Below are 19,953 nucleotides of genomic sequence, written 5' to 3'. Positions count from 1 at the left end.
GAAGGGATGAATTAACCATAGTCGTGATCGCCACGAGCGGGCGCGAGCTAATTATTAGCTAGCTAACTAAATCCCGTCCAGCACTAAATCCCGGGCATAAAAAAACGCCAGACTGGCTGGCGTTTTTGACAGGTTTATCACTTACGAACGGGCACGGGCCTGGTTGCGCAAGACTTTGACCTGATCGTGATTGCGTTGCACGCCGTGGTACTGGCGCTCCACCACGTCACGGATCCCCACCAGGTTGTGCTTGGCGATTTTCTCCAGGGCTTCCTTGTAGGACTTCAGCGCGTGATCTTCACCGCGTTCGGCCTCGTTGAGCACCGCCTCCTCGTCCTTGCCGGTCACCAGCGACTTGAGGTCGACCCAACGGCGGTGCAGGTCGCCACTGAGGCTGGTGGAGGTTTCCGGGTCACCGCCCATGGAACGCACCACAGACTGCAGTTCGGCAGCGGCAGTCGCGCAATCGGCGGAGCGCTTGATGAACAGCGCCTTGAGCTCCGGATGCTGGATGTCCTCGGCACAGGTCTTGAACCCTTCCTGACCGTCCTTGCTGGTCTCGATCAGGCTGTTGAGTACCGAAATCGCTTCTTTGTTCAAGTCAGTCATTTTCTGGCTCCTTACGGGTTGGGAGAGTTGAGTCAACTGCTGAGTTAACTGCTGGACTAACCTTTGCACCCGCCATGCCAGATTCTTCAAATATATTTTTTACTTATATTTCAATGAGTTAACCAATCAAAACAAATCTGTATCCGAGTTATTTGCATGATCTGTCATTTGGCCTGCATGCAGAATGCCTGTATTTTCACAGGCGTTCGAACCACCGCCAGGCCACCCATGACTCCTGAAACACTTGAACTGCTGGTCACCCGGGAAATGCCCTTCGGCAAATACAAGGGCCGCATCCTCGCCGACCTGCCCGGCCCCTACCTGAACTGGTTCGCCCGCGAAGGCTTCCCCAAGGGGGAATTGGGTGGCCTGCTGGCCCTGATGCAGGAAATCGACCACAACGGCCTGTCCGATCTGCTGGACCCGCTACGCGCCAAACACGGCAAACCCAAGCCCCGTCACTGAAAGAGCCCGCCATGCCAAGGACTGCCGACACGCTTGCCCGCGACGAACAACACTGGCAGGGCATTGCCCGCCAGTTCGACCTCGAGCCGGGCCCGATCAACCTGGAAAACGGCTATTTCGGGCGCATGACCCGCACCGTGGCCGAGGAATACCAGCACAACATCCACTGGGTGAACCGCAGCAACTCGGTGCTGGTGCGCCAGCGCTTCGAACAACTCGACGCCCTGCAGATCCGCGGCCAGCTGGCGGCACTGCTGGGGGTGCCGGACAATGCCGTGGCCCTGACCCGCTGCGCCTCCGACGCCCTGCAGTCGCTGATCCGCAACTACAACCGCCTGCAACCGGGCGACCAGGTCCTGGTCAGCGACCTGGAGTACGACACGGTCAAAAGCGCCATGCGCTGGCTGGCCCGCCAGCGCGGGGTCGAGGTGATAGAAATCGTCCACCCGCACCCTGCCAGTTTTGACAGCCTTGTCGGCGCCTACACCAATGCGTTCCAGCGTTATCCAAGGCTCCGACTGATGCCCCTGACCTACGTCACTCATCGCAGCGGCCTGGTCATGCCGGTCCAGGCGATTGCCGCCGCGGCTCGGGAACACGGAGTCGATATCATCCTCGACGGCGCCCATGCCCTGGGCCAGATCGACTTCGACCTGACCGAGCTGGGCATCGCCTTTGCCGGCTTCAACCTGCATAAATGGATCGGCGCACCGCTGAGCCTGGGCTTTCTGTATATCCACCCCGAGCGCCTGCAAGACATCGACCCGGACATGGGCGAGTTCCACTTTCCAAGTGACGACGTGCGCGCCCGCACGCCCTACAGCACCCCGAACATTCCTGCGCTGATGACCCTGCCCCGGGTGTTCGAGGAACACCGGGCCATGGGTGGCGCGGCAACCAAGGGCGCGCGCCTGAACTACCTGCGACACACCTGGAGCGAAGCGCTGCGCGAGCTGCCGGGAGTCGAGATCATGACCCCGCAGGACCCGCGCCTGTGCTGCGCCATCAGCGCCCTGCGCTTCACCGGGCATTCGGACCAGCAGGCCCTGGTGAATCGACTGCTGCAGGACTACAACCTGTTCACCGTGGTCCGCAACGGCGCAGGGTTCGGCCCCTGCATCCGCATCACGCCGGGGCTGGCGCCCCCCCTTGAGCACATGCAGCGGCTGATCCAGGCGGTGACCGAGCTGGCTCGCCACTAAGCGCCGCGAGCACCGCCCCCCCCCCCCCGGCCCAGCAACAGCCGCGCCAGCCGAGCAGCGCGGCGTTGCAGGCCGGGGCGGTTGAACGCTACCGGTTTTTTCGCCAGGCAAAAAAAAACGGTGCACCGACCAAGCGCACCGTAAAGCCGTAGAACACACCAACGAATCAGATAAAACTTCAGTCCAGCAGGGCCAGGGCCTCGGCCGTGCATTCTTGAATCCGTGCCCAGTCGCCGTTCTTGATCCACTCGGGATCGAGCATCCAGCTACCGCCCACGCACATCACATTCTTCAAGGCCATGTAGCTCTTGATGTTGGCCGGACCGACGCCGCCGGTCGGGCAGAATTTAACTTCGCCGAACGGACCGCCCAGGGCCTTGATCGCCGCCACACCGCCACTGACTTCCGCCGGGAACAGCTTGAAGCGGCGATAACCCAGGGCATAACCCTCCATGATTCCGGAGGCGTTGCTGATCCCCGGCAACAGCGGGATCGGGCTGGCCACGCTGGCTTGCAGCAGGTCACGGGTAATCCCCGGGGTGACGATGAACTGCGAGCCGGCCGCCTCCGCTGCCGCCAGCATCTGCGGATCGAGCACGGTGCCGGCACCGGTCACCAGCTCCGGGCGCTGCTCGCGCAGGATCTGGATCGCCTTGAGGCCGAACTGCGAACGCAGGGTCACTTCCAGGGCCGTCAGGCCACCGGCGGCCAGGGCATCGGCCAGTGGCAGTACATCCTGCTCCCGGGCGATGGTGATCACCGGCAGGATCCGCGCCTTGGCGCAGAGGCTGTCGATCAGGGCAACTTTGTCCGCCATGGAAACGGTCGGGGATAGGTTTGTCATAGCGGCTGATCCTTGGCTCATGGGCACCAGTAAATCTCTAACGGGGTTTGCAGGAAGGCGCGAATCGGCATCTCGGCGACAGCGTCACCAGCCAGTGCGGCGCTCAGGGTGGCCAGCTTGGACTGACCGGAAATCGACAACAGCGAATGCCGGGACGAAGCCAGCAAGGCCCGGCTCATGCTCAGGCGCTGATGGGGCACGCTCGGCGCCAGCATCGGCCAGCAGCGGCGAGTGCCGTCGGCCTGGAGCGCTTCGGCCAGGTTCGGGCTGTTGGGAAACAGCGACGCGGTGTGGCCGTCATCGCCCATGCCCAGAACCAGCACATCGATGCCCGGCAACTCGGCCAACAGACGGTCGGCCTGCTGGGCCGCCTCCTCCAGATTGGCCGCGGCGCTGTAGAGGCTGAGGAAACCGGCCTTGGCCACAGGTCCCTGAAGCAGGTAACGCTTGAGCAGGCCGGCGTTGCTGTCGGCATGTTCCACCGGCACCCAACGCTCGTCCGCCAGGGTGATCAGCACCTTGGACCAGTCCAGTTCCTGTTTCACCAGGGCCTGGAAAAACGCCACCGGGCTGCGACCACCAGACACCACCAGGGTCGCCTGGCCGCGGGCGGCAATGGCCTCGCGCAGCAGCTCGGCCACTCTCAGTGCCTGGCCTTCAGCCAACAGCGTCGGGTTGCGGAATTCGTGGGCGGCTACACCCGCCGGCAGTTGCAAATCAGATATCGCCATACCAGGACCTCCCATCCCGCGTGATCAGAGCAATCGAGCTCATCGGCCCCCAGGACCCGGCAGCATAAGGCTTGGGCGCATCGCCGGATTTCTTCCACCCGGCAATCAACTGGTCACACCACTTCCACGCGGCTTCGATTTCATCTTTGCGGACAAACAGGTTCTGATTGCCGCGCATCACTTCCAACAGCAACCGCTCGTAGGCATCGGGGATCCGCGCGCTGCGATAGGTATCGGAAAAATTCAGCTGCAACGGACCGCTGCGCAGTTGCATGCCCTTGTCCAGGCCTTGTTCCTTGGTCATCACCCGCAGCGAGATACCTTCGTCCGGCTGCAGGCGAATGATCAGCTTGTTGCTGATCTGCAGGCGCTGCTCGGGGGCGAAGATGTAGTGCGACGGTTCCTTGAAGTGGATGACGATCTGCGACAGCTTCTGCGGCATGCGCTTGCCGGTGCGCAGGTAGAACGGCACCCCGGCCCAGCGCCAGTTGCGGATATCGGCACGCAGGGCGACGAAGGTTTCAGTGTCGCTCTGGGTATTGGAGTTTTCTTCCTCCAGGTAACCCGGCACCGATTGGCCTTCACTGTGGCCGGCAATGTACTGGCCACGCACCACCTGGGTGGTCAGGCCTTCCGGGCTGATGGGCGCCAGGGCCTTGAGCACCTTGACCTTCTCGTCACGGATGCTGTCGGCGGAGAGGTCCGCCGGTGGGTCCATGGCGATCAGGCAGAGCAGTTGCAGCAGGTGATTCTGGATCATGTCCCGCAGTTGGCCGGCCTTGTCGAAATAGCCCCAGCGGCCTTCGATGCCGACCTTCTCGGCCACGGTGATTTCCACGTGAGAGATGTAATTCTGGTTCCACTGGGTTTCGAACAGGCTGTTGGCGAAACGCAGGGCGATCAGATTCTGCACCGTCTCCTTGCCCAGGTAGTGGTCGATCCGGTAGATGCGGTTTTCCGGGAAGAACTGGGCCACCGCGTCGTTGACCTTGCGCGAGGAATCCAGGTCCGAGCCGATGGGTTTTTCCAGGACCACGCGGGTGTGCTGGTTGAGCCCGACCCGGGACAGGTTCTCGCAGATCGCGCCATAGACTGCGGCCGGAGTGGCGAAGTAGGCGATCAGGCGCTGTTCGCTGCCGGCGCGTTCGGCCAGGGCCACGTAGTCCTCGGCCTTGAGGAAATCCACATGCAGGTAGCTCAGGCGGGCCAGAAAGGTCTTGAGAACCTCGGCATCGATGTCCTTGTCGCCGACGTACTTGCGCAACTCGGTTTCGATGTTCGCCAGGTGCTCCAGCTCGCTGCCCGGCTCACGGGCCAGGGCCAGAATCCGCGTGTTCTCGTGCAGCAGACCGGCGGCATCGAGTTGGTACAAGGCAGGAAACAGCTTACGCAGCGCCAGATCGCCCAGCGCGCCGAACAAGGCAAAGGTGCAGGGTTCAACCGTAATCGAAGGCATGATGTTTGTTCTTTTATCAAGTTAAGCTACAAATACCTTTTTTCAAGGCATCACTCAAGGAAAAATGTAGTAATAAACACAACATTTTTACAAAATACAGATTCCAGGTGGTGGTCGTTCCGAGCCATCAGTAGGATAGGCCTCCTCTCAACTTCGCATTGCGGGCGCTTGTCTCGGCTCTGCCGCGGCGCCTGTCTAGCCGATCTAGGAAACGTTAATGGACCGAGTGCGAAATCTTCTGGAGCAGATCCAGAACCGCCTTGAAGAACTGAACAAAGCGGAACGTAAAGTCGCCGAAGTCATCCTGCTCAACCCGCAGCAGGCGACTCGCTTCAGCATCGCCGCCCTGGCCCAGGCCGCCTCGGTAAGCGAGCCGACGGTCAATCGCTTCTGCCGCTCCTTCGGCGTCAGCGGCTACCCGGAACTCAAGCTGCAACTGGCCCAGAGCCTGGCCAGCGGCGCGGCCTACGTCAGCCGCGCGGTGGAGGCCGACGACAACCCCGAAGCCTACACGCAAAAGATCTTCGGCAGCGCCATCGCCTCCCTGGACAGCGCCTGCCAGGCCCTGGACCCGAACCTGATCAGCAAGGCCGTCGACCTGTTGATCCAGGCCCGGCAGATCCACTTCTTCGGCCTCGGCGCCTCGGCCCCGGTGGCCATGGATGCACTGCACAAGTTCTTCCGTTTCAACCTGGCGGTCACCGCCCATGCCGACGTGCTGATGCAGCGCATGATCGCCTCGGTGGCCCACACCGGCGAGCTGTTCGTGATCATCTCCTACACCGGCCGCACCCGCGAACTGGTGGAAGTGGCACGCATTGCCCGGGAAAACGGCGCATCGGTGCTGGGGCTGACCGCGGAAAACTCGCCCCTGGCCAAGGCCAGCACCCTGAGCCTGAACATTCCGCTGCCGGAAGACACCGACATCTACATGCCGATGACCTCGCGGATCATCCAGCTCACCGTGCTCGACGTGCTGGCCACCGGCATGACCCTGCGCCGCGGCGTGGACTTCCAGCCGCACCTGCGCAAGATCAAGGAAAGCCTCAACGCCAGCCGCTACCCGGTGGGCGACGAGTTCAACTGAGGCCGGCCGGTTCGCCGGCCAGCGACGCCTACACCGCAGCCCGCGCCTGCAAGCTCAGGTGCGCCTGCTCCCCCGGCGCCAGGCACAGGCTGTCGGTGCCCCCGGCAGCCGCTTCGACACAGACAAACCGCGACACCTCATTCCAGCTCACTCCCAGCAGCGGCCGGCTCCCCGGATGCCAGACCACGGTGTCGGCGTCGTCACCGGTATCGATGCACAGCTCGCGTTGCCAGGCGTGATCCTTGAGCTGCAACTCGCCTTCGTGCTGGAACACCCGCTGGCAACCGCCCTCGACCCGCAACTCGCCCTGCTGCTGGCAGGCCTGGCGATTCAACTGGTCGTAACCCTGGGCGCCATCGAGTCCAGACAGCGCTACCTCGCCGACGTCGCCAATACGCCAGTAGGCGTGCAAAGCCTGGCTCAACTGGCAGGGTTCAGTGTCCTGATGCTCGGTGCTCAGGCGCAGGTCCATGCCCTGGCCCAGATGCGCATGCAGGTCGACCTTCCAGTCGCACAGCTGCAATTGCCAGTGCAGGCGCACGCCGTCCTCATCGCTGCTGCTGTCCAGCAGCTTCCAGTCCAGCAGCCGCGCCCAACCGTGGGACGGCCAGGCATTCTCGCTGGGGTGACGACCATACCAGGGCCAGCACACCGGCACTCCGCCACGGATCGCCCCCACTTGCGGCCACTTCGAGGCGCACCACAGCCAGGGCTTCTGCCCGGCCGGCTGGAAGTGCAGCAACTGGGCCCCCTGGCGACTGAACACCGCCTGGCACAGCGGGTGATCGATCACCAGCACATCGCGCATCTGATAGCGCTCCCAGGCGAACACCGGGCGTTCGCGCAAGGATTTGAAAAAGCGTTGTAGCGGATGCTCATGCATGGGCCGCGGTCCTGAAAATCACTGCTGTCTCGATATTCATGAGGGGCTGCGCCTGCCCCACAAAAAAAAGCGGACGGCCTGGGCCATCCGCAAAATGCGCACATGGAGAAGGAGCTTATCGCAACAGCTCTAGAACACCGACTGAATTTTCAGCCCGGCCACCACCGCGTTATCCACTTGCTCCACGCCGCCCGGATGGGTGATGTATTGCAGGTTGGGGCGCACGGTCAGCCAGTTGGTCACGTGGAAACCGTAGTTGATCTCGTAGTTGTATTCCGTATCGCGCAGCGGCATGTACAGCGGGTTGTCGTAGTTGCTGATGCCGTTGTCCTCATTGATCAGCTGGGCGTTCTTGCGCACATCGTCGTTGACGTGGATACGCGCGAAACCGATGCCCACGTCATCTTTCGGACGGGCGTCGAACGGCCCCTTGTAGACGAACATCAACGACTGGTAGTTGTCGACGACGTTGGTGTCCTTGTCGTGGAAGGTGGCGTTGGCGGCGATGTTCAGGCCACGGGAAGCGTCACCGTTGTGGGTGGTGAGTTGCTGCTGGGCGACGAACCAGTAGCCGTGCTTGCTGTCGTGCACGCGATAGGCTTTGCCTGTGTCCGCGGCGTCCTGGCCGTTGACGTCCTTGCGCACGTCATTGGCGTCGGCCGTGCTCTTGTAGTAACCCACGCGGTATTCGCCCGGCAGGCTATTGAGCTTGGGCGACCAGACCAGTTCCACCGGCAACACCGTGCCCTTGGTGCCGCTGCCGCTGAGCTTGAAGCCGTTGCCGTGCTCCAGCTGCGAGGGGTTCTGGTTGTAGGCGCCGATCTGCGCATACAGCTCGGGGGTGATGTTGTACTTGACGCGCAACGCCGCCTGGCTGACCGGCCAGTTGTACCAGATGCCGGTGGCCCAGTTGCCCACCTGGGAGCCGCAGAAGGCCAGGTTCTGGAACTCGCAGGGGAAGGTGTTGAAGTCTTCACCCTCGCCGAAATAACCGGCCTTGACGTCCAGCTTGCCGTCGAGGAATTGGTGCTGAACCCACAGCTGGGTCAGCCGCACCATGTGCCCACGGCCGTAGACTTCCTGGGAGGAACTCAGGGTGCCGGCACGGGGGTCGCCGATGCGGTCATTGGAGATGTTCTGACCGTTGCGGTTGGTCAGCTGGATCTTGGCCTGGGTGTTGTCCCAGCCCAGCAGCTTCTGCAGATCGAAAGCCACGCCAAGGCCGAACTGGTCGCTGTAGCGCCCGGTCTTGTCGTCGTTGTAGCCACCACGCAGGTTGGCGCCCATTTCCCCGACGTAGTCGGCCTTGATGTCGATCCCCTGCTCGATCAGCTTGGTGCGCTCACCGCCCCAGTCGCCGGTCATCCACTTGGAACTGGCGCTGAACGCCTCGTCAGCCAGGGCATGGCCGGACAAGACCAATGCCGCAGCCGCTGACAGCTGGCAAAGCAGCCGAGTGTTGCTGTGTCGCTTTTTCATCCCTACATCCTCGTCTTTATTGTTATTAACGATCTATCCAACGTGGTTTACAGCGGGTGCGACGGATGACAGGCCATCCGCCATGGATTCAGCGGCCCTTGAACTGCGCCACATTGCCGCTACGGGGCTCGGACGCCGGCGTACCGGCGGTTCCCAGGCGCTCGCCGCTCTGGGCATCGAACAGCAGCACCCGGGCCGGATCGAACTGCAGGGTCAGGGTTTCCCCGGCATCGGGGGCCTGGTCCGGTGCCAGACGGCAGCAGACCTTGGTGCCATTGAGGGTGACGAACACCAGGGTGTCGGGGCCGGTGGGCTCGACCACCTGGACCTCGGCGCGCAGGGTCGGCAAGCCATTGGCTTCGGCGGGAGCCAGGGAAATCTGCTCCGGACGGATGCCGAGGATCACCTCGCGGTCTTCCAGCCCGGCGTCCTGCGGGCCCAGGGGCAGCTCGCAACGGGCCTGGCCACTGTCCAGCAGGGCCAGCAGGCGGCCGTCCTTGCGTTGCAGGCGCAGGGGAATGAAGTTCATCGGCGGCGAACCGATGAAGCTCGCCACGAACAGGTTGGCCGGGTCGTTGTAGATCTGCTTCGGCGTGCCGAACTGCTGGATGATCCCGTCCTTCATCACCGCCACTTTGTCGCCCAGGGTCATGGCTTCGATCTGGTCGTGGGTGACGTAGACCGTGGTGGTCTTCAGGCGCTGGTGCATCAGTTTCATTTCGGTGCGCATCTCGACCCGCAGCTTGGCGTCGAGGTTGGACAGCGGCTCGTCGAACAGGTAGATCTTCGGCCGCCGCGCCAGGGCCCGGCCCATGGCCACCCGCTGTTGCTGACCGCCGGAAAGCTGGCCCGGCTTGCGGGTCAGCAGGTGCTCGATCTGCAGCAGCTTGGCCACCCGCGCCACTTCCGCGTCGATCTCGGCGGTGGGCATCTTGCGGATCTTCAGGCCGAAGGCGATGTTGTCGCGCACGCTCATGGTCGGGTACAGCGCGTAGGACTGGAACACCATGGCGATGTCGCGATCCTTGGGGCTCATGCCGCTGATGTCGGCATCGCCCACCAGGATCGCCCCGCCGCTGATGTTCTCCAGCCCGGCGATGCAGTTCATCAGGGTGGATTTGCCGCAGCCGGAGGGGCCGACGAGGATCAGGAACTCCCCGTCGTCGATCTTCAGCTCGATGTTCTTCAGGGTGTCGGGCAGCCCGGCACCGTAGGTCTTGTTGACGTTGCGTAATTCGAGAGTGGCCATGCTTTACCCCTTGACTGCGCCGGACGTCAGCCCGCGCAGGAAATACTTGCCGGCGAAGATGTAGACCAGCAGTGTCGGCAGCCCGGCGATCATCGCCGCCGCCATATCAACGTTGTATTCCTTGGCCCCGGTGCTGGTGTTGACCAGGTTGTTCAGGGCCACGGTGATCGGTTGCGCGTCGCCGCTGGCAAACACCACGCCGAAGAGGAAGTCGTTCCAGATCTGGGTGAACTGCCAGATCAGGCAGACCATGATGATCGGCACCGACATCGGCAGCAGGATCTTGCCGAAGATGGTGAAGAACCCCGCGCCGTCCAGGCGCGCCGCCTTGACCAGGGCATCCGGCACACTCACGTAGTAGTTGCGGAAAAACAGCGTGGTGAAGGCCAGGCCGTAGACCACATGCACCAGCACCAGCCCTGTGGTGGTGTTGGCCAGGCCGAACTTGCCGAGGGTGAACGAGGCCGGCAGCAGCACGGTCTGGAACGGCAGGAAGCAGCCGAACAGCAGCAGGCCGAAGAACAGCTGGGAGCCGCGAAAGCGCCACATCGACAGCACGTAGCCATTCATCGCACCGATGAAGGTGGAGATCAGCACCGCCGGCACGGTGATCTTCACCGAGTTCCAGAAGTAGCCGCCCACGGTGTCCCAGGCTTTGATCCAGCCGATGCCGTCCACCACCTGGGGCCAGCTCAGCAGGTTCCCGGTGCGGATATCTTCCGGGGTCTTGAAACTGGTCAGCAGCATCACCACCAGCGGAATCAGGTACACCGCCGCCGCCAGCAGCAAGGTGGCGTAGATGGCGATCCGACTGAAGTTCAGGGTCGGCTTGGCGAGGGAGTTAGTCATGACGCTTGCCTCGCAGTTCGGAGTACAGGTACGGCACCAGGATGGTCAGCACGGCGCCGAGCATCAGCATGGCGCTGGCCGAACCTATGCCCATCTGGCCCCGGCTGAAGGTGAAGGAATACATGAACATCGCCGGCAGGTCCGAGGAGTAGCCCGGGCCGCCCGCGGTCATCGCCGCCACCAGGTCGAAGCTCTTGATGGCGATGTGGGCGAGGATCATGAAGGCGCTGAAGAACACCGGACGCAGGCTCGGCAGGACGATCTTCAGGTAGATGGTCGGCAGGCTCGCACCGTCCACCTGGGCGGCGCGGATGATCGATTGGTCAACACCGCGCAAACCGGCGAGGAACATCGCCATGACAAAGCCCGAGGCCTGCCACACGGCAGCGATCACCAGGCAGTAGACCACCCGGTCCTGATCCACCAGCCAGTCCAGGCGAAAGCCTTCCCAGCCCCAGTCGCGGAGCATCTTGTCCAGGCCCAGGCCGGGGTTGAGCAGCCACTTCCAGGCGGTGCCGGTGACGATCATCGACAGCGCCATGGGGTACAGATACACGGTGCGGATGAAGCCTTCCTTGCGGATGCGCTGGTCCAGCAGCACCGCCAGGAACACCCCCAGCACCAGGCTGATGGCGATGAACATGCCGCCGAACAGCGCGAGGTTCTTGCTCGCCACCCACCAGCGGTCGTTGTCCATCAAGCGCAGGTACTGCTGCAAACCGACCCACTTGTAGCTCGGCATGAAGCTGGAATTGGTAAAGGACAGAATGAACGTCCAGATGATGTAGCCATAAAACCCTACGAGCACGATCACCATGCTCGGCGCCAGCACCAGCTTGGGTAGCCAGCGCTGCAATGCGTCCAGGGGTGAGGCTTTGCTGAAAACCGCAACAGAGCTCATCGGGATAATCCAGTTGAAGGAATGAAGTCCGACGCACCCTCTGTAGGAGCGAGCTTGCTCGCGAACGCAATCCAACCGTCGACACCCAGGGTGAATGTCAGGCCGTCATCGCGAGCAAGCTCGCTCCTACTGAAGGGGGAGGCATCGTCAGATGAATCGCCGCAGGCAAGCCTGCGGCGTGCGCAGTCACTGCGCGGCCTTGACCGCCGAGGCCAGTTGCGCACCGGCCTTGGCCGGGTCCGCATCCTTGTCGTTCATGAAGTTGGTGACCACGTCGAAGATCGCGCCCTGCACCGCCAGGGAAGTGGCCATGTTGTGCGCCATGCTCGGCTGCAGGCCGCCGGTCTTCTCGTCCGCCAGGAAGTCCTTGGCCGACGCCTGGGCACAGGAGTCGAAGCCCTCGGCGCTCATGTCATTGAGCATGTCGGTACGCACCGGGATCGAACCCTTGTTGATGCTGAAGACCTTCTGGAAGTCCTTGCCCAGGGCGACCTTGGCCAGGTCCTGCTGAGCGGCGATGTCACCCTTGCGATCGGCCTTGAGCTTGAACACCGCCAGGGAGTCGATGTTGTAGGTGAAGGCCTTGTCGGTGCCCGGGAACGGCACGCACTGGTAGTCCTTGCCGGCGACTTTCTTCGCCGCGGTCCACTCGCTCTTGGCCCAGTCGCCCATCATCTGCATGCCGGCCTTGCCGCCGATCACGTCGGCGGCGGCGATGTTCCAGTCACGTCCGGCGCGGTTGGGGTCCATGTAGCCGGTGATCTTCTTCAGCTCGGTGAAGGCCTTGACCATTTCCGGGCCGGCGAGGGTTTTCTGGTCCAGGTCCACCAGGGCTTTCTTGTAGCCTTCAGGCCCCATGACCGAGAGCACCACGTCTTCGAACACGGTGCTGTCCTGCCACGGCTGGCCGCCGTGGGCCAGGGCGATGAAGCCCGCGGCCTTGAGCTTGTCGCCGGCGGCATAGAACTCTTCGAGGGTGGTCGGGGCCTTGTCGATCCCGGCCTTCTTGAATACGGCGGGGTTGATCCACAGCCAGTTGACCCGGTGGATGTTCACCGGCACGGCGACGTAGTCCCCTTCGTACTTGACGGTGTTGGCCACCTTGGACGAAAGCAGGCCGTCCCAGTTTTCCGCCTTGGCCACGTCCTTGAGGGTGTCGGTGCTGAGCAGGCCGGTGCTGCCCCATTCCTGGATGTCCGGCCCCTTGATCTGCGCCACACCCGGCGGATTGCCGGCCACGGCGCGGCTTTTCAGCACGGTCATCGCGGTGGAACCGCCACCACCGGCCACGGCGCCGTCCTTCCAGGTGAAACCGTCTTTTTCCACTTGGGCCTTGAGCACATCGACGGCAGCTTTTTCACCACCCGAGGTCCACCAGTGGACAACTTCCACGGAACCTTTGGAGTCGGCGGCGAGGGCACTCAGGGGAAACAGAGAGGCAAGGGAAATGACAGTGGCGAGGCGAGAAATCGCATTCATTTGAAGTACCTTTCTTGTTGTTATGCATGCAAGTCTGGTGCTTGCGCTGCACACGAGTCTAAACAGCCTAGTCGAACGTTCGGGTAACGAAGCGACGGTGAAATGTCACGACATGGTTACACAAGGCCCGGAACAGACGCCTGGGCCAAGGCCGAAGCCATGCTCGGCGCCAGCGCCAGGCGCGGAATCAGCACCGCCTGCCAGGCGTGATAGAGGTCCGGCTTGCCGCCCCAGATCTCGCCGGCCGGGCAATTGTCACGGCCCAGTTCGTGATGCCAGCTGCCCTGCTGGCGATCGATGAAATGCGCTTCGCAGAACTCCCAGAAACGCCGGTACCAGACCTCGTACTGCTCCTGGCCGGTGCGCTTGAGCAAGGCACTGGCGGCGGCGCTGGCCTCGGCGTGGGTCCAGTGCAGGCGCTGGTGCACCACCGGCCGGTTGTCCCAGTCCAGGGTGTAGACGATGCCCGGAGCGCCATCCACGTCCCAGCCGTGGCGGCAGTTGCTGGCGAACAGGCGTTGCGCATCCAGGGCCAGCCAGCCCGGGGTCGGCATCCCGGCCAGGTCGCGCGACGCCTCCAGATGCAAGAGCAGGCGCGCCCACTCGAAACCGTGGCCCGGCGTGGTGCCGAAGGGCCGGAAACCATCGGCGGGAAAGGCCCGGTTGTAGTCGCGCAGAGGCTGCCAGTCACAGTCGAAATGCTCGATCACCATGTAGTCGTTGGCGGCGGCGTGCTGATGGATCACCCGCTCGACGATGCGCAGGGCGCGGTTGAGCCAGCGCGGGTCCCGGGTGACATCGGCCAGGGCCAGAAAGGCCTCGGTGGCGTGCATGTTGCTGTTGGCGCCGCGATAGGCTTCCAGCTCGCTCCAGTCGCGATTGAAGGATTCGAGCATGGCGCCCTCCTCCTCGCTCCAGAAATGCCCGTCGATGATGCGGATCGCCTCCTCAAGCAGGGCCTCGGCACCCGGCCGCTGCGCCACCACCGCGGAGCTGGCGGCCAGGGCGACAAAGGCGTGCAGGTAGGCGGCCTTGGCGCTGTTGCCATCCGCCTGCCCGGCCACGGCGAACCAGCCGCCGTGCTCGGCATCGCGCAACGGCCCCATGAGCGCGGCGATACCGTGATCCACCAGCCCGGCATAACCCGGCAGGCCCTGAATATGCGCCATGGCGAAGCTGTGGGTCATGCGTGCGGTGTTCATGGTTTCGGCACGGGCGCCTTCGGGCAGGCGGCCCCGGGCATCAAGGTTGCCGAAACCCTGAGAGAGTCGTGAAGCCTTGGCGAAATCCAGCAGGCGCAGGCCTTCGGCGGCGAGCCAGGCCTGATGCGCAGGTGCATTCAACCAACTGCGCAGTGGCAGGGAAAGAGTGTCCATGGGTGACCTGTTGTTGTTTTTATCGAAGGCCTGAGTCTAATCAAGCCGTGCACAACCGCAGGTAACGAAGGGCACGCACAATGTCACCAACCCGTGACATTGCACAGCTCCCTCCCGTAGGAGCCGGCTTGCCGGCGAAGAGGCCCTTGGGTCCTGTGGTGCCCTTGAGCACGCCTTCGCTGGCAAGCCAGCTCCTACACAAGCCAGCTCCTGAACAGGTCAGCTCCTACGCAGGTCAGCGCCTGCACAGGCCAGCCGCTCAGTCGGAGGTCCGGGGCAGGTACAGGGTCACCCGCAGGCCGCCTTCGCGCAGGTTCTGCAGGCTGACTTCGCCGCCGTGGCTGTGGGCGATGTTGCGGGCGATGCCCAGGCCCAGGCCGTAGCCCTGCTGCTGGCCGGCCAGGCGGAAGTGCGGCTCGAACACCTGTTCCAGGCGCTGCTCCGGCACGCCCGGGCCTTCGTCGTCCACATGCAGGACGAAGCCGCTGTCGTCGTCTTCGATGTACAGGTGGGCGTTCTGCCCGTACTTCAGGGCGTTGTCGATCAGGTTGCCCATGCAGCGCTTGAGCGCCAGGGGCTTGCCCGGATAGCTGGCCAGCGCCCGTCCCTGCTGGGTTACCCGGCCATTGCCATGGGGCGCCAGGTAAGGCTCCACCAGGCAGTCGAGCACCTGGTTGAGGTCCACCGGCTCGATGTTCTCGTGGATGTCGGTGTCCTTGACGCACTGCAACGCGCCCTTGACCAGCAGTTCCAGCTCGTCCAGGTCGCGGCCGAACTTGGCTTGCAGTTGCTCGTCCTCCAGCAGTTCGACCCGCAGGCGCAGGCGGGTGATGGGGGTGCGCAGGTCGTGGGAAATGGCACTGAACAGCTGGCTGCGCTCGGTCAGGTAGCGGCTGATGCGTTCGCGCATGCTGTTGAAGGCCCGCCCCACTTCCACCACTTCACTGCCACCGCCCTGCGCCACCGGCTCGACGTCGGCGCCCAGGGACATGTCCCGCGCCGCCCGGGCCAGGCGCTTGAGCGGCCGGCTCTGCCAGTGCACCAAGAGGCCGATGAACAGCAGCAGAAAACCGCTGGTGAGGAGGATGAACCACACCTGCTGCGCCGGCAGGCCCTGCTCTTCGAGACTGGTGTAGGGCTCGGGCAGCAGCGAGGCGATGTACAGCCACTCCCCGGGGGCCATCTGGATCTGGGTCACCAGCACCGGCGGGTTCACCGGCTCCAGGGTCAGGGCGTAATGGGCCCAGGAGCGGGGCAACTCGTCGAGCTTGAGGCCGCCATTGAAGATCCGCAGGTCATCGGGGCTGACAAAGGTCACCGAGAGATCCGCGTCATTGCCCAGGGACTGGCGCAGCACCTGTTCCACCGCCTGCAGCACCGCTTCCTTGCGCGCAGTGGCGGGCAGCACCTGCATGCCCAGGGGCTTGTCATTGAGGGTCACGACAAAGCGGGTGCCGCCCATGCTGCGCAACTGGTCCAGCACCAGGGGCCGGTACGCCACCGGCAACGAACGCAGGTAGCTGACGCTGGCGGTCATCGAATGGGCCAGGCTGCGGGCGCTGGTCACCAGGCCTTCGAGCTGGGTGGCGCGCAACTGCGAAACCCAGATCACGCTGGACAGCGCCTGGGCGAACAACACCGCGAGCAAGGTCAACAGCAGCATGCGGCCCAGCAGCGAGCGGGGCACCGGCACCCGTCGCAGTAGACCGCGCAATGCCTCAGAGAGCATTGCCGGCAACCACATTGGCCGCCAACTGATAGCCGCTGCCACGCACGGTGCGGATCAGCCGCGGCGGCTTTTCGGTGTCCCGCAGGCGCTGGCGCAGGCGGCTGACCGCCATGTCGACGATGCGGTCCAGGGGCATCAGGTCGCGGCCACGGGTGGCATTGCCGATGGTGTCGCGGTCGAGGATTTCCTGGGGATGGTCGAGGAACAGCTTGAGCAGGGCGAAGTCGGCGCCGGAGAGAATCACCTCCTCGCCGTCGTTGTGGAACAGCCGGTGACTGATCACATCCAGGCGCCATTCGTCGAAGCACAAGACTTCACCGGCGACCCGCTCCTGGGCGAACTGCACGCGGCGCAGCAGCGCCTTGATCCGCGCCTGCAACTCCCGGGGGCTGAAGGGCTTGCCCAGGTAATCGTCGGCCCCCAGCTCCAGGCCGATGACCCGGTCGGCTTCGTCGGAGCTGGCGGTGAGCATGATGATCGGCACCTGGCTGCGCCGTGGATGCTGGCGAATCCAGCGGCACAGGCTGAAGCCGTCTTCGTCGGGCAGCATCACGTCGAGGATCACCAGGTCGCTGGGCGCCTCGTTCAGAGCCTGACGAAAACCGGCGCCATCGGCGGTCGTGCGCACCTGGAAACCGCAACGGCTGAGGTAGGTTTCCAGCAGCTCGCGAATTTCCTGATCGTCGTCGACCAACAAGATCGACTTACTGACTGAACTCACCGGGGCCGTCCTCATTGTTGGGCAGGGAGCGCGATTATGCCTGATGGCGGCAGGCCTGTTAGCGCCTCTTCGCCGGCAAGCCGGCTCCCACGCCATGCGGCTCGGTGTCAGCCCTGGGCCTGCTCCAGGGCTACGCCGGCGCCGGTCAGTCCGGAATAAGGCGCCGTCACCAACCACACCGGAATGCCCTTGAAGTAATCGCTCATGCAGCCCTTGTCGGCAAAACTCTTGGCAAAGCCACTCTGGATGAAGAAATCGGCAAAGCGCGGAATCACCCCACCGACGATGTACACCCCGCCCCGCGCGCCCGTGGTCAGCACGTTGTTGCCCGCCACCCGCCCCAGCCAGCAGCAGAACTGCTCCAGCACTTCCCGGGCAATCGGATCACCGGCCAGACCGGCCGCGGTGATGGCTTCAGGGGTATCGAGGCGCGGTTCATGACCGTCCACCGCGCAGATCGCCCGGTACAACCGGGGCAATCCGCTGCCGCTCAAGGCGGTTTCGGCGCTGACATGGCCAATCTCATTGTGGATGTGCTGCCACAGTTGGGTTTCCCGTGGGCTGCTCAAGGGCAGGTCGACATGACCGCCCTCTCCCGGCAAGGCCATGTAGCGGCCGTCGCCGAAGTTCAACAGGGTGCCGACGCCGAGGCCGGTGCCCGGGCCGATCACCACCGCCGGACGCAAAGGCTCGGCGACACCTTCGCAAACCACGCGAAACTCATCGGGCTGCAGACGGGTCATGCCCAGGGCCATGGCCGAGAAGTCGTTGACCAGCAACAGCCGCTCCACTTGCAGGGCCTGGCAGAACGCCTGACGGCTCAGGCGCCAGTGGTTGTTGGTGAAACGGAACTCATCACCGCTGACCGGACCGGCCACCGACAGGCACACCGAGCCGATGGCGCCCGGGGCCAGGCCCCGGGCGTGCAGATAGGCCAGGATGGCGTCTTCCGGGCAGCGATAGTCCGCCGTTGCCAGCACCTGGATCGCGTCCAGCTGCTGATCCTTCCACAACGCGAACCGCGCGTTGGTCCCACCGATGTCACCGACCAGGGCCAGTTTCAATTAAGCGTCTCCAGTGCAGAGGTAAAGGCGCTGGCGCCCTGCTCCGCCGAGCTGAAGGCCATGCGCATGAAAGCGAAGAGTTCGCGGCCGGTGCCGACGTTGTTGCCCAACAGGCCCTTGGCCGGTTCCCGGGCGGCGAATTCGGCGGCGTCGACCTTGAGTTCCAAGGTGCCCTTGACCCCGTCGACGCGAATGATGTCACCGTCCAGCACCCGGGCCAGGGCTCCGCCGACCTGGGCTTCGGGACTGACATGAATCGCCGCCGGAATCTTGCCCGAAGCACCGGACATACGTCCATCGGTGACCAGCGCCACCTTGAAGCCACGGTCCTGCAGCACCCCGAGGAACGGGGTCATCTTGTGCAGCTCAGGCATGCCGTTGGAGCGCGGGCCCTGGAAGCGCATCACCGCGACGAAGTCCTTCTCCAGCAGGCCGGCCTTGAACGCATCGGCCAGGTCCTGCTGGTCCTGGAACACCACCGCCGGGGCTTCGACGATCTGGTGTTCGGCAGCCACGGCGGAGACTTTCATCACCCCACGGCCGAGGTTGCCTTCCATGACCCGCAAGCCGCCTTCCGGGGAGAAGGCCCGGGCCACCGGCCGCAGGATGTTTTCGTCGAGGCTTTCGATAGGGCCGTCGCGCCATACCAGCTTGCCGTTGTCGAGGAACGGTTCCTGGGTGTAGCGGCTCAGGCCGCGGCCGGCCACGGTGTTGACGTCCTCGTGAAGCAGGCCGGCTTCCAGCAGTTCGCGAATCAGGAACGACATGCCCCCCGCGGCCTGGAAGTGGTTGATGTCGGCCTTGCCGTTGGGATAGACGTGGGACAGGGTCGGCACCACCTCGGACAGGTCGGCCATGTCCTGCCAGGTCAGCTGGATGCCCGCCGCCTGGGCGATGGCCGGCATGTGCAGGGTGTGGTTGGTGGAACCACCGGTGGCGTGCAGGGCGACGATGGAATTGACCAGGCAACGCTCGTCGACGATCTCGCCGATGGGCATGAAGTTGCCGCTCTGCTTGGTCAGGCGCGTGACCTGCTGCGCCGCCTCATGGGTCAGGGCGTCGCGCAGCGGCGTGTTGGGGTTGACGAAGGAGGCGCCCGGCAGGTGCAGGCCCATGACTTCCATCAGCAACTGGTTGGTGTTGGCGGTGCCGTAGAAGGTGCAGGTGCCGGGGCTGTGGTAGGACTTCATTTCCGACTCCAGCAACTCCTCGCGGCTGGCCTTGCCTTCGGCATAGCGCTGGCGCACATCGGCCTTCTGCTTGTTGGAGATCCCCGACACCATCGGCCCGCCCGGGACGAAGACCATCGGCAGGTGACCAAAGCGCAGGGCGCCCATCATCAAGCCCGGGACGATCTTGTCGCAGATCCCCAGCATCAGCGCGGCGTCGAACATGTTGTGGGACAGGGCCACCGCCGTGGACAACGCGATCACCTCACGGCTCGGCAGGCTCAGCTCCATGCCGGCCTCGCCCTGGGTCACGCCATCGCACATGGCCGGGGTGCCACCGGCGAACTGCCCCACCGAACCGATCTCGCGCAGGGCTTTCTTGATCTGCTCGGGAAAGTGCTCGTAAGGCTGGTGGGCCGACAACATGTCGTTATATGACGAAACAATTGCCACGTTGGCCGCGTTCATCATCCGCAGGCTGTGCTTGTCTTCGGCGCCGCAACCGGCCACGCCGTGGGCGAAGTTCGCGCACTGCAGCTTGCCGCGCTGCGGACCATCGCTGGCGGCACCGCGAATCAACGCCAGATAGGCCTGGCGAGTGGCGCGACTGCGAGCGATAAGCCGTTCGGTGACCTCAAGAACGCGGGGATGCATATGTAG

The 19,953-nt window shown here is 63.9% G+C and carries 18 protein-coding genes; 3 read left to right on the top strand and 15 right to left on the bottom strand.

What is annotated here, in order from left to right:
* Positions 1-141: 141 nt before the first annotated feature.
* A complete protein-coding gene (locus DNK59_RS02690) occupies positions 142-609 on the bottom strand; it encodes a PA2169 family four-helix-bundle protein (protein WP_092311391.1) in 468 nt (155 codons plus the stop codon).
* A 228-nt stretch (positions 610-837) separates the two neighbouring features.
* Between DNK59_RS02690 and DNK59_RS02685 the strand changes: the two genes are divergently transcribed.
* Positions 838-1,074 (top strand): DUF3820 family protein, encoded by a 237-nt coding sequence (locus tag DNK59_RS02685; protein WP_015636734.1) that lies wholly within the window; start codon positions 838-840, stop codon positions 1,072-1,074.
* Between the two features lie 11 nt (positions 1,075-1,085).
* Positions 1,086-2,276, top strand: a complete 1,191-nt coding sequence (locus DNK59_RS02680) for an aminotransferase class V-fold PLP-dependent enzyme (RefSeq protein WP_110722188.1) — start codon at positions 1,086-1,088, stop codon at positions 2,274-2,276.
* A gap of 178 nt (positions 2,277-2,454) precedes the next feature.
* Here the strand turns inward: DNK59_RS02680 and DNK59_RS02675 are convergent, their stop codons facing one another.
* The 3 genes from DNK59_RS02675 to zwf are packed head-to-tail and all read right to left on the bottom strand — an operon-like array spanning position 2,455 to position 5,307.
* Positions 2,455-3,120, bottom strand: coding sequence for a bifunctional 4-hydroxy-2-oxoglutarate aldolase/2-dehydro-3-deoxy-phosphogluconate aldolase (locus tag DNK59_RS02675; protein WP_060844418.1), 666 nt, complete (start codon positions 3,118-3,120; stop codon positions 2,455-2,457).
* A 17-nt stretch (positions 3,121-3,137) separates the two neighbouring features.
* Positions 3,138-3,851 (bottom strand): 6-phosphogluconolactonase, encoded by a 714-nt coding sequence (gene pgl / locus DNK59_RS02670; RefSeq protein WP_110722187.1) that lies wholly within the window; start codon positions 3,849-3,851, stop codon positions 3,138-3,140.
* Positions 3,838-5,307: a glucose-6-phosphate dehydrogenase gene (gene zwf, locus DNK59_RS02665; RefSeq protein WP_110722186.1), complete on the bottom strand. Its 1,470-nt coding sequence runs from the start codon at positions 5,305-5,307 to the stop codon at positions 3,838-3,840. Before zwf ends, pgl begins: the two co-directional genes overlap by 14 nt.
* 226 nt (positions 5,308-5,533) lie before the next feature.
* Here zwf and DNK59_RS02660 point away from each other — a divergent pair, with 226 nt between their 5' ends.
* Positions 5,534-6,394: a MurR/RpiR family transcriptional regulator gene (locus DNK59_RS02660; RefSeq protein ID WP_170001736.1), complete on the top strand. Its 861-nt coding sequence runs from the start codon at positions 5,534-5,536 to the stop codon at positions 6,392-6,394.
* Positions 6,395-6,422: 28 nt separating this feature from the next.
* Here the strand turns inward: DNK59_RS02660 and DNK59_RS02655 are convergent, their stop codons facing one another.
* From DNK59_RS02655 to edd, 11 genes are all read right to left on the bottom strand, one after another.
* The gene (locus DNK59_RS02655; RefSeq protein ID WP_110722185.1) at positions 6,423-7,277 is read right to left on the bottom strand and encodes a D-hexose-6-phosphate mutarotase; all 855 of its coding nucleotides are present in this window, start codon (positions 7,275-7,277) and stop codon (positions 6,423-6,425) included.
* Positions 7,278-7,406: 129 nt separating this feature from the next.
* Positions 7,407-8,756 carry a carbohydrate porin gene (locus tag DNK59_RS02650; RefSeq protein ID WP_092311375.1) on the bottom strand — a complete coding sequence of 450 codons (1,350 nt, stop codon included), beginning with the start codon at positions 8,754-8,756 and terminating at the stop codon, positions 7,407-7,409.
* 88 nt (positions 8,757-8,844) lie between these two features.
* Positions 8,845-10,005 (bottom strand): ABC transporter ATP-binding protein, encoded by a 1,161-nt coding sequence (locus DNK59_RS02645; protein WP_110722184.1) that lies wholly within the window; start codon positions 10,003-10,005, stop codon positions 8,845-8,847.
* A 3-nt stretch (positions 10,006-10,008) separates the two neighbouring features.
* Positions 10,009-10,854, bottom strand: coding sequence for a carbohydrate ABC transporter permease (locus DNK59_RS02640; protein ID WP_019094567.1), 846 nt, complete (start codon positions 10,852-10,854; stop codon positions 10,009-10,011).
* Positions 10,847-11,755: a carbohydrate ABC transporter permease gene (locus DNK59_RS02635; RefSeq protein ID WP_060840679.1), complete on the bottom strand. Its 909-nt coding sequence runs from the start codon at positions 11,753-11,755 to the stop codon at positions 10,847-10,849. The genes DNK59_RS02640 and DNK59_RS02635 overlap by 8 nt, the downstream gene beginning before the upstream one ends.
* Positions 11,756-11,941: 186 nt before the next feature.
* Positions 11,942-13,234 (bottom strand): ABC transporter substrate-binding protein, encoded by a 1,293-nt coding sequence (locus tag DNK59_RS02630; RefSeq protein WP_110722183.1) that lies wholly within the window; start codon positions 13,232-13,234, stop codon positions 11,942-11,944.
* Between the two features lie 116 nt (positions 13,235-13,350).
* Positions 13,351-14,610: an AGE family epimerase/isomerase gene (locus tag DNK59_RS02625; protein WP_110722182.1), complete on the bottom strand. Its 1,260-nt coding sequence runs from the start codon at positions 14,608-14,610 to the stop codon at positions 13,351-13,353.
* A gap of 259 nt (positions 14,611-14,869) precedes the next feature.
* Complete coding sequence (locus DNK59_RS02620) at positions 14,870-16,339, bottom strand: ATP-binding protein (protein ID WP_110722181.1); 1,470 nt, start codon at positions 16,337-16,339, stop codon at positions 14,870-14,872.
* Entirely contained in the window at positions 16,329-17,075 is a 747-nt protein-coding gene (locus DNK59_RS02615) for a response regulator (protein WP_371920244.1), read from the bottom strand. Before DNK59_RS02615 ends, DNK59_RS02620 begins: the two co-directional genes overlap by 11 nt.
* Positions 17,076-17,167: 92 nt before the next feature.
* Complete coding sequence (locus DNK59_RS02610; protein ID WP_110722180.1) at positions 17,168-18,124, bottom strand: glucokinase; 957 nt, start codon at positions 18,122-18,124, stop codon at positions 17,168-17,170.
* Complete coding sequence (gene edd, locus DNK59_RS02605; RefSeq protein WP_110722179.1) at positions 18,121-19,947, bottom strand: phosphogluconate dehydratase; 1,827 nt, start codon at positions 19,945-19,947, stop codon at positions 18,121-18,123. Before edd ends, DNK59_RS02610 begins: the two co-directional genes overlap by 4 nt.
* Positions 19,948-19,953: the final 6 nt, after the last annotated feature.

This window comes from Pseudomonas sp. TKO26 (assembly GCF_003225665.1).
Classification (GTDB): domain Bacteria; phylum Pseudomonadota; class Gammaproteobacteria; order Pseudomonadales; family Pseudomonadaceae; genus Aquipseudomonas; species Aquipseudomonas saponiphila.
Note: the sequence above shows the minus strand (reverse complement) of the source record. Positions and strands in the feature narration are given on the sequence as shown.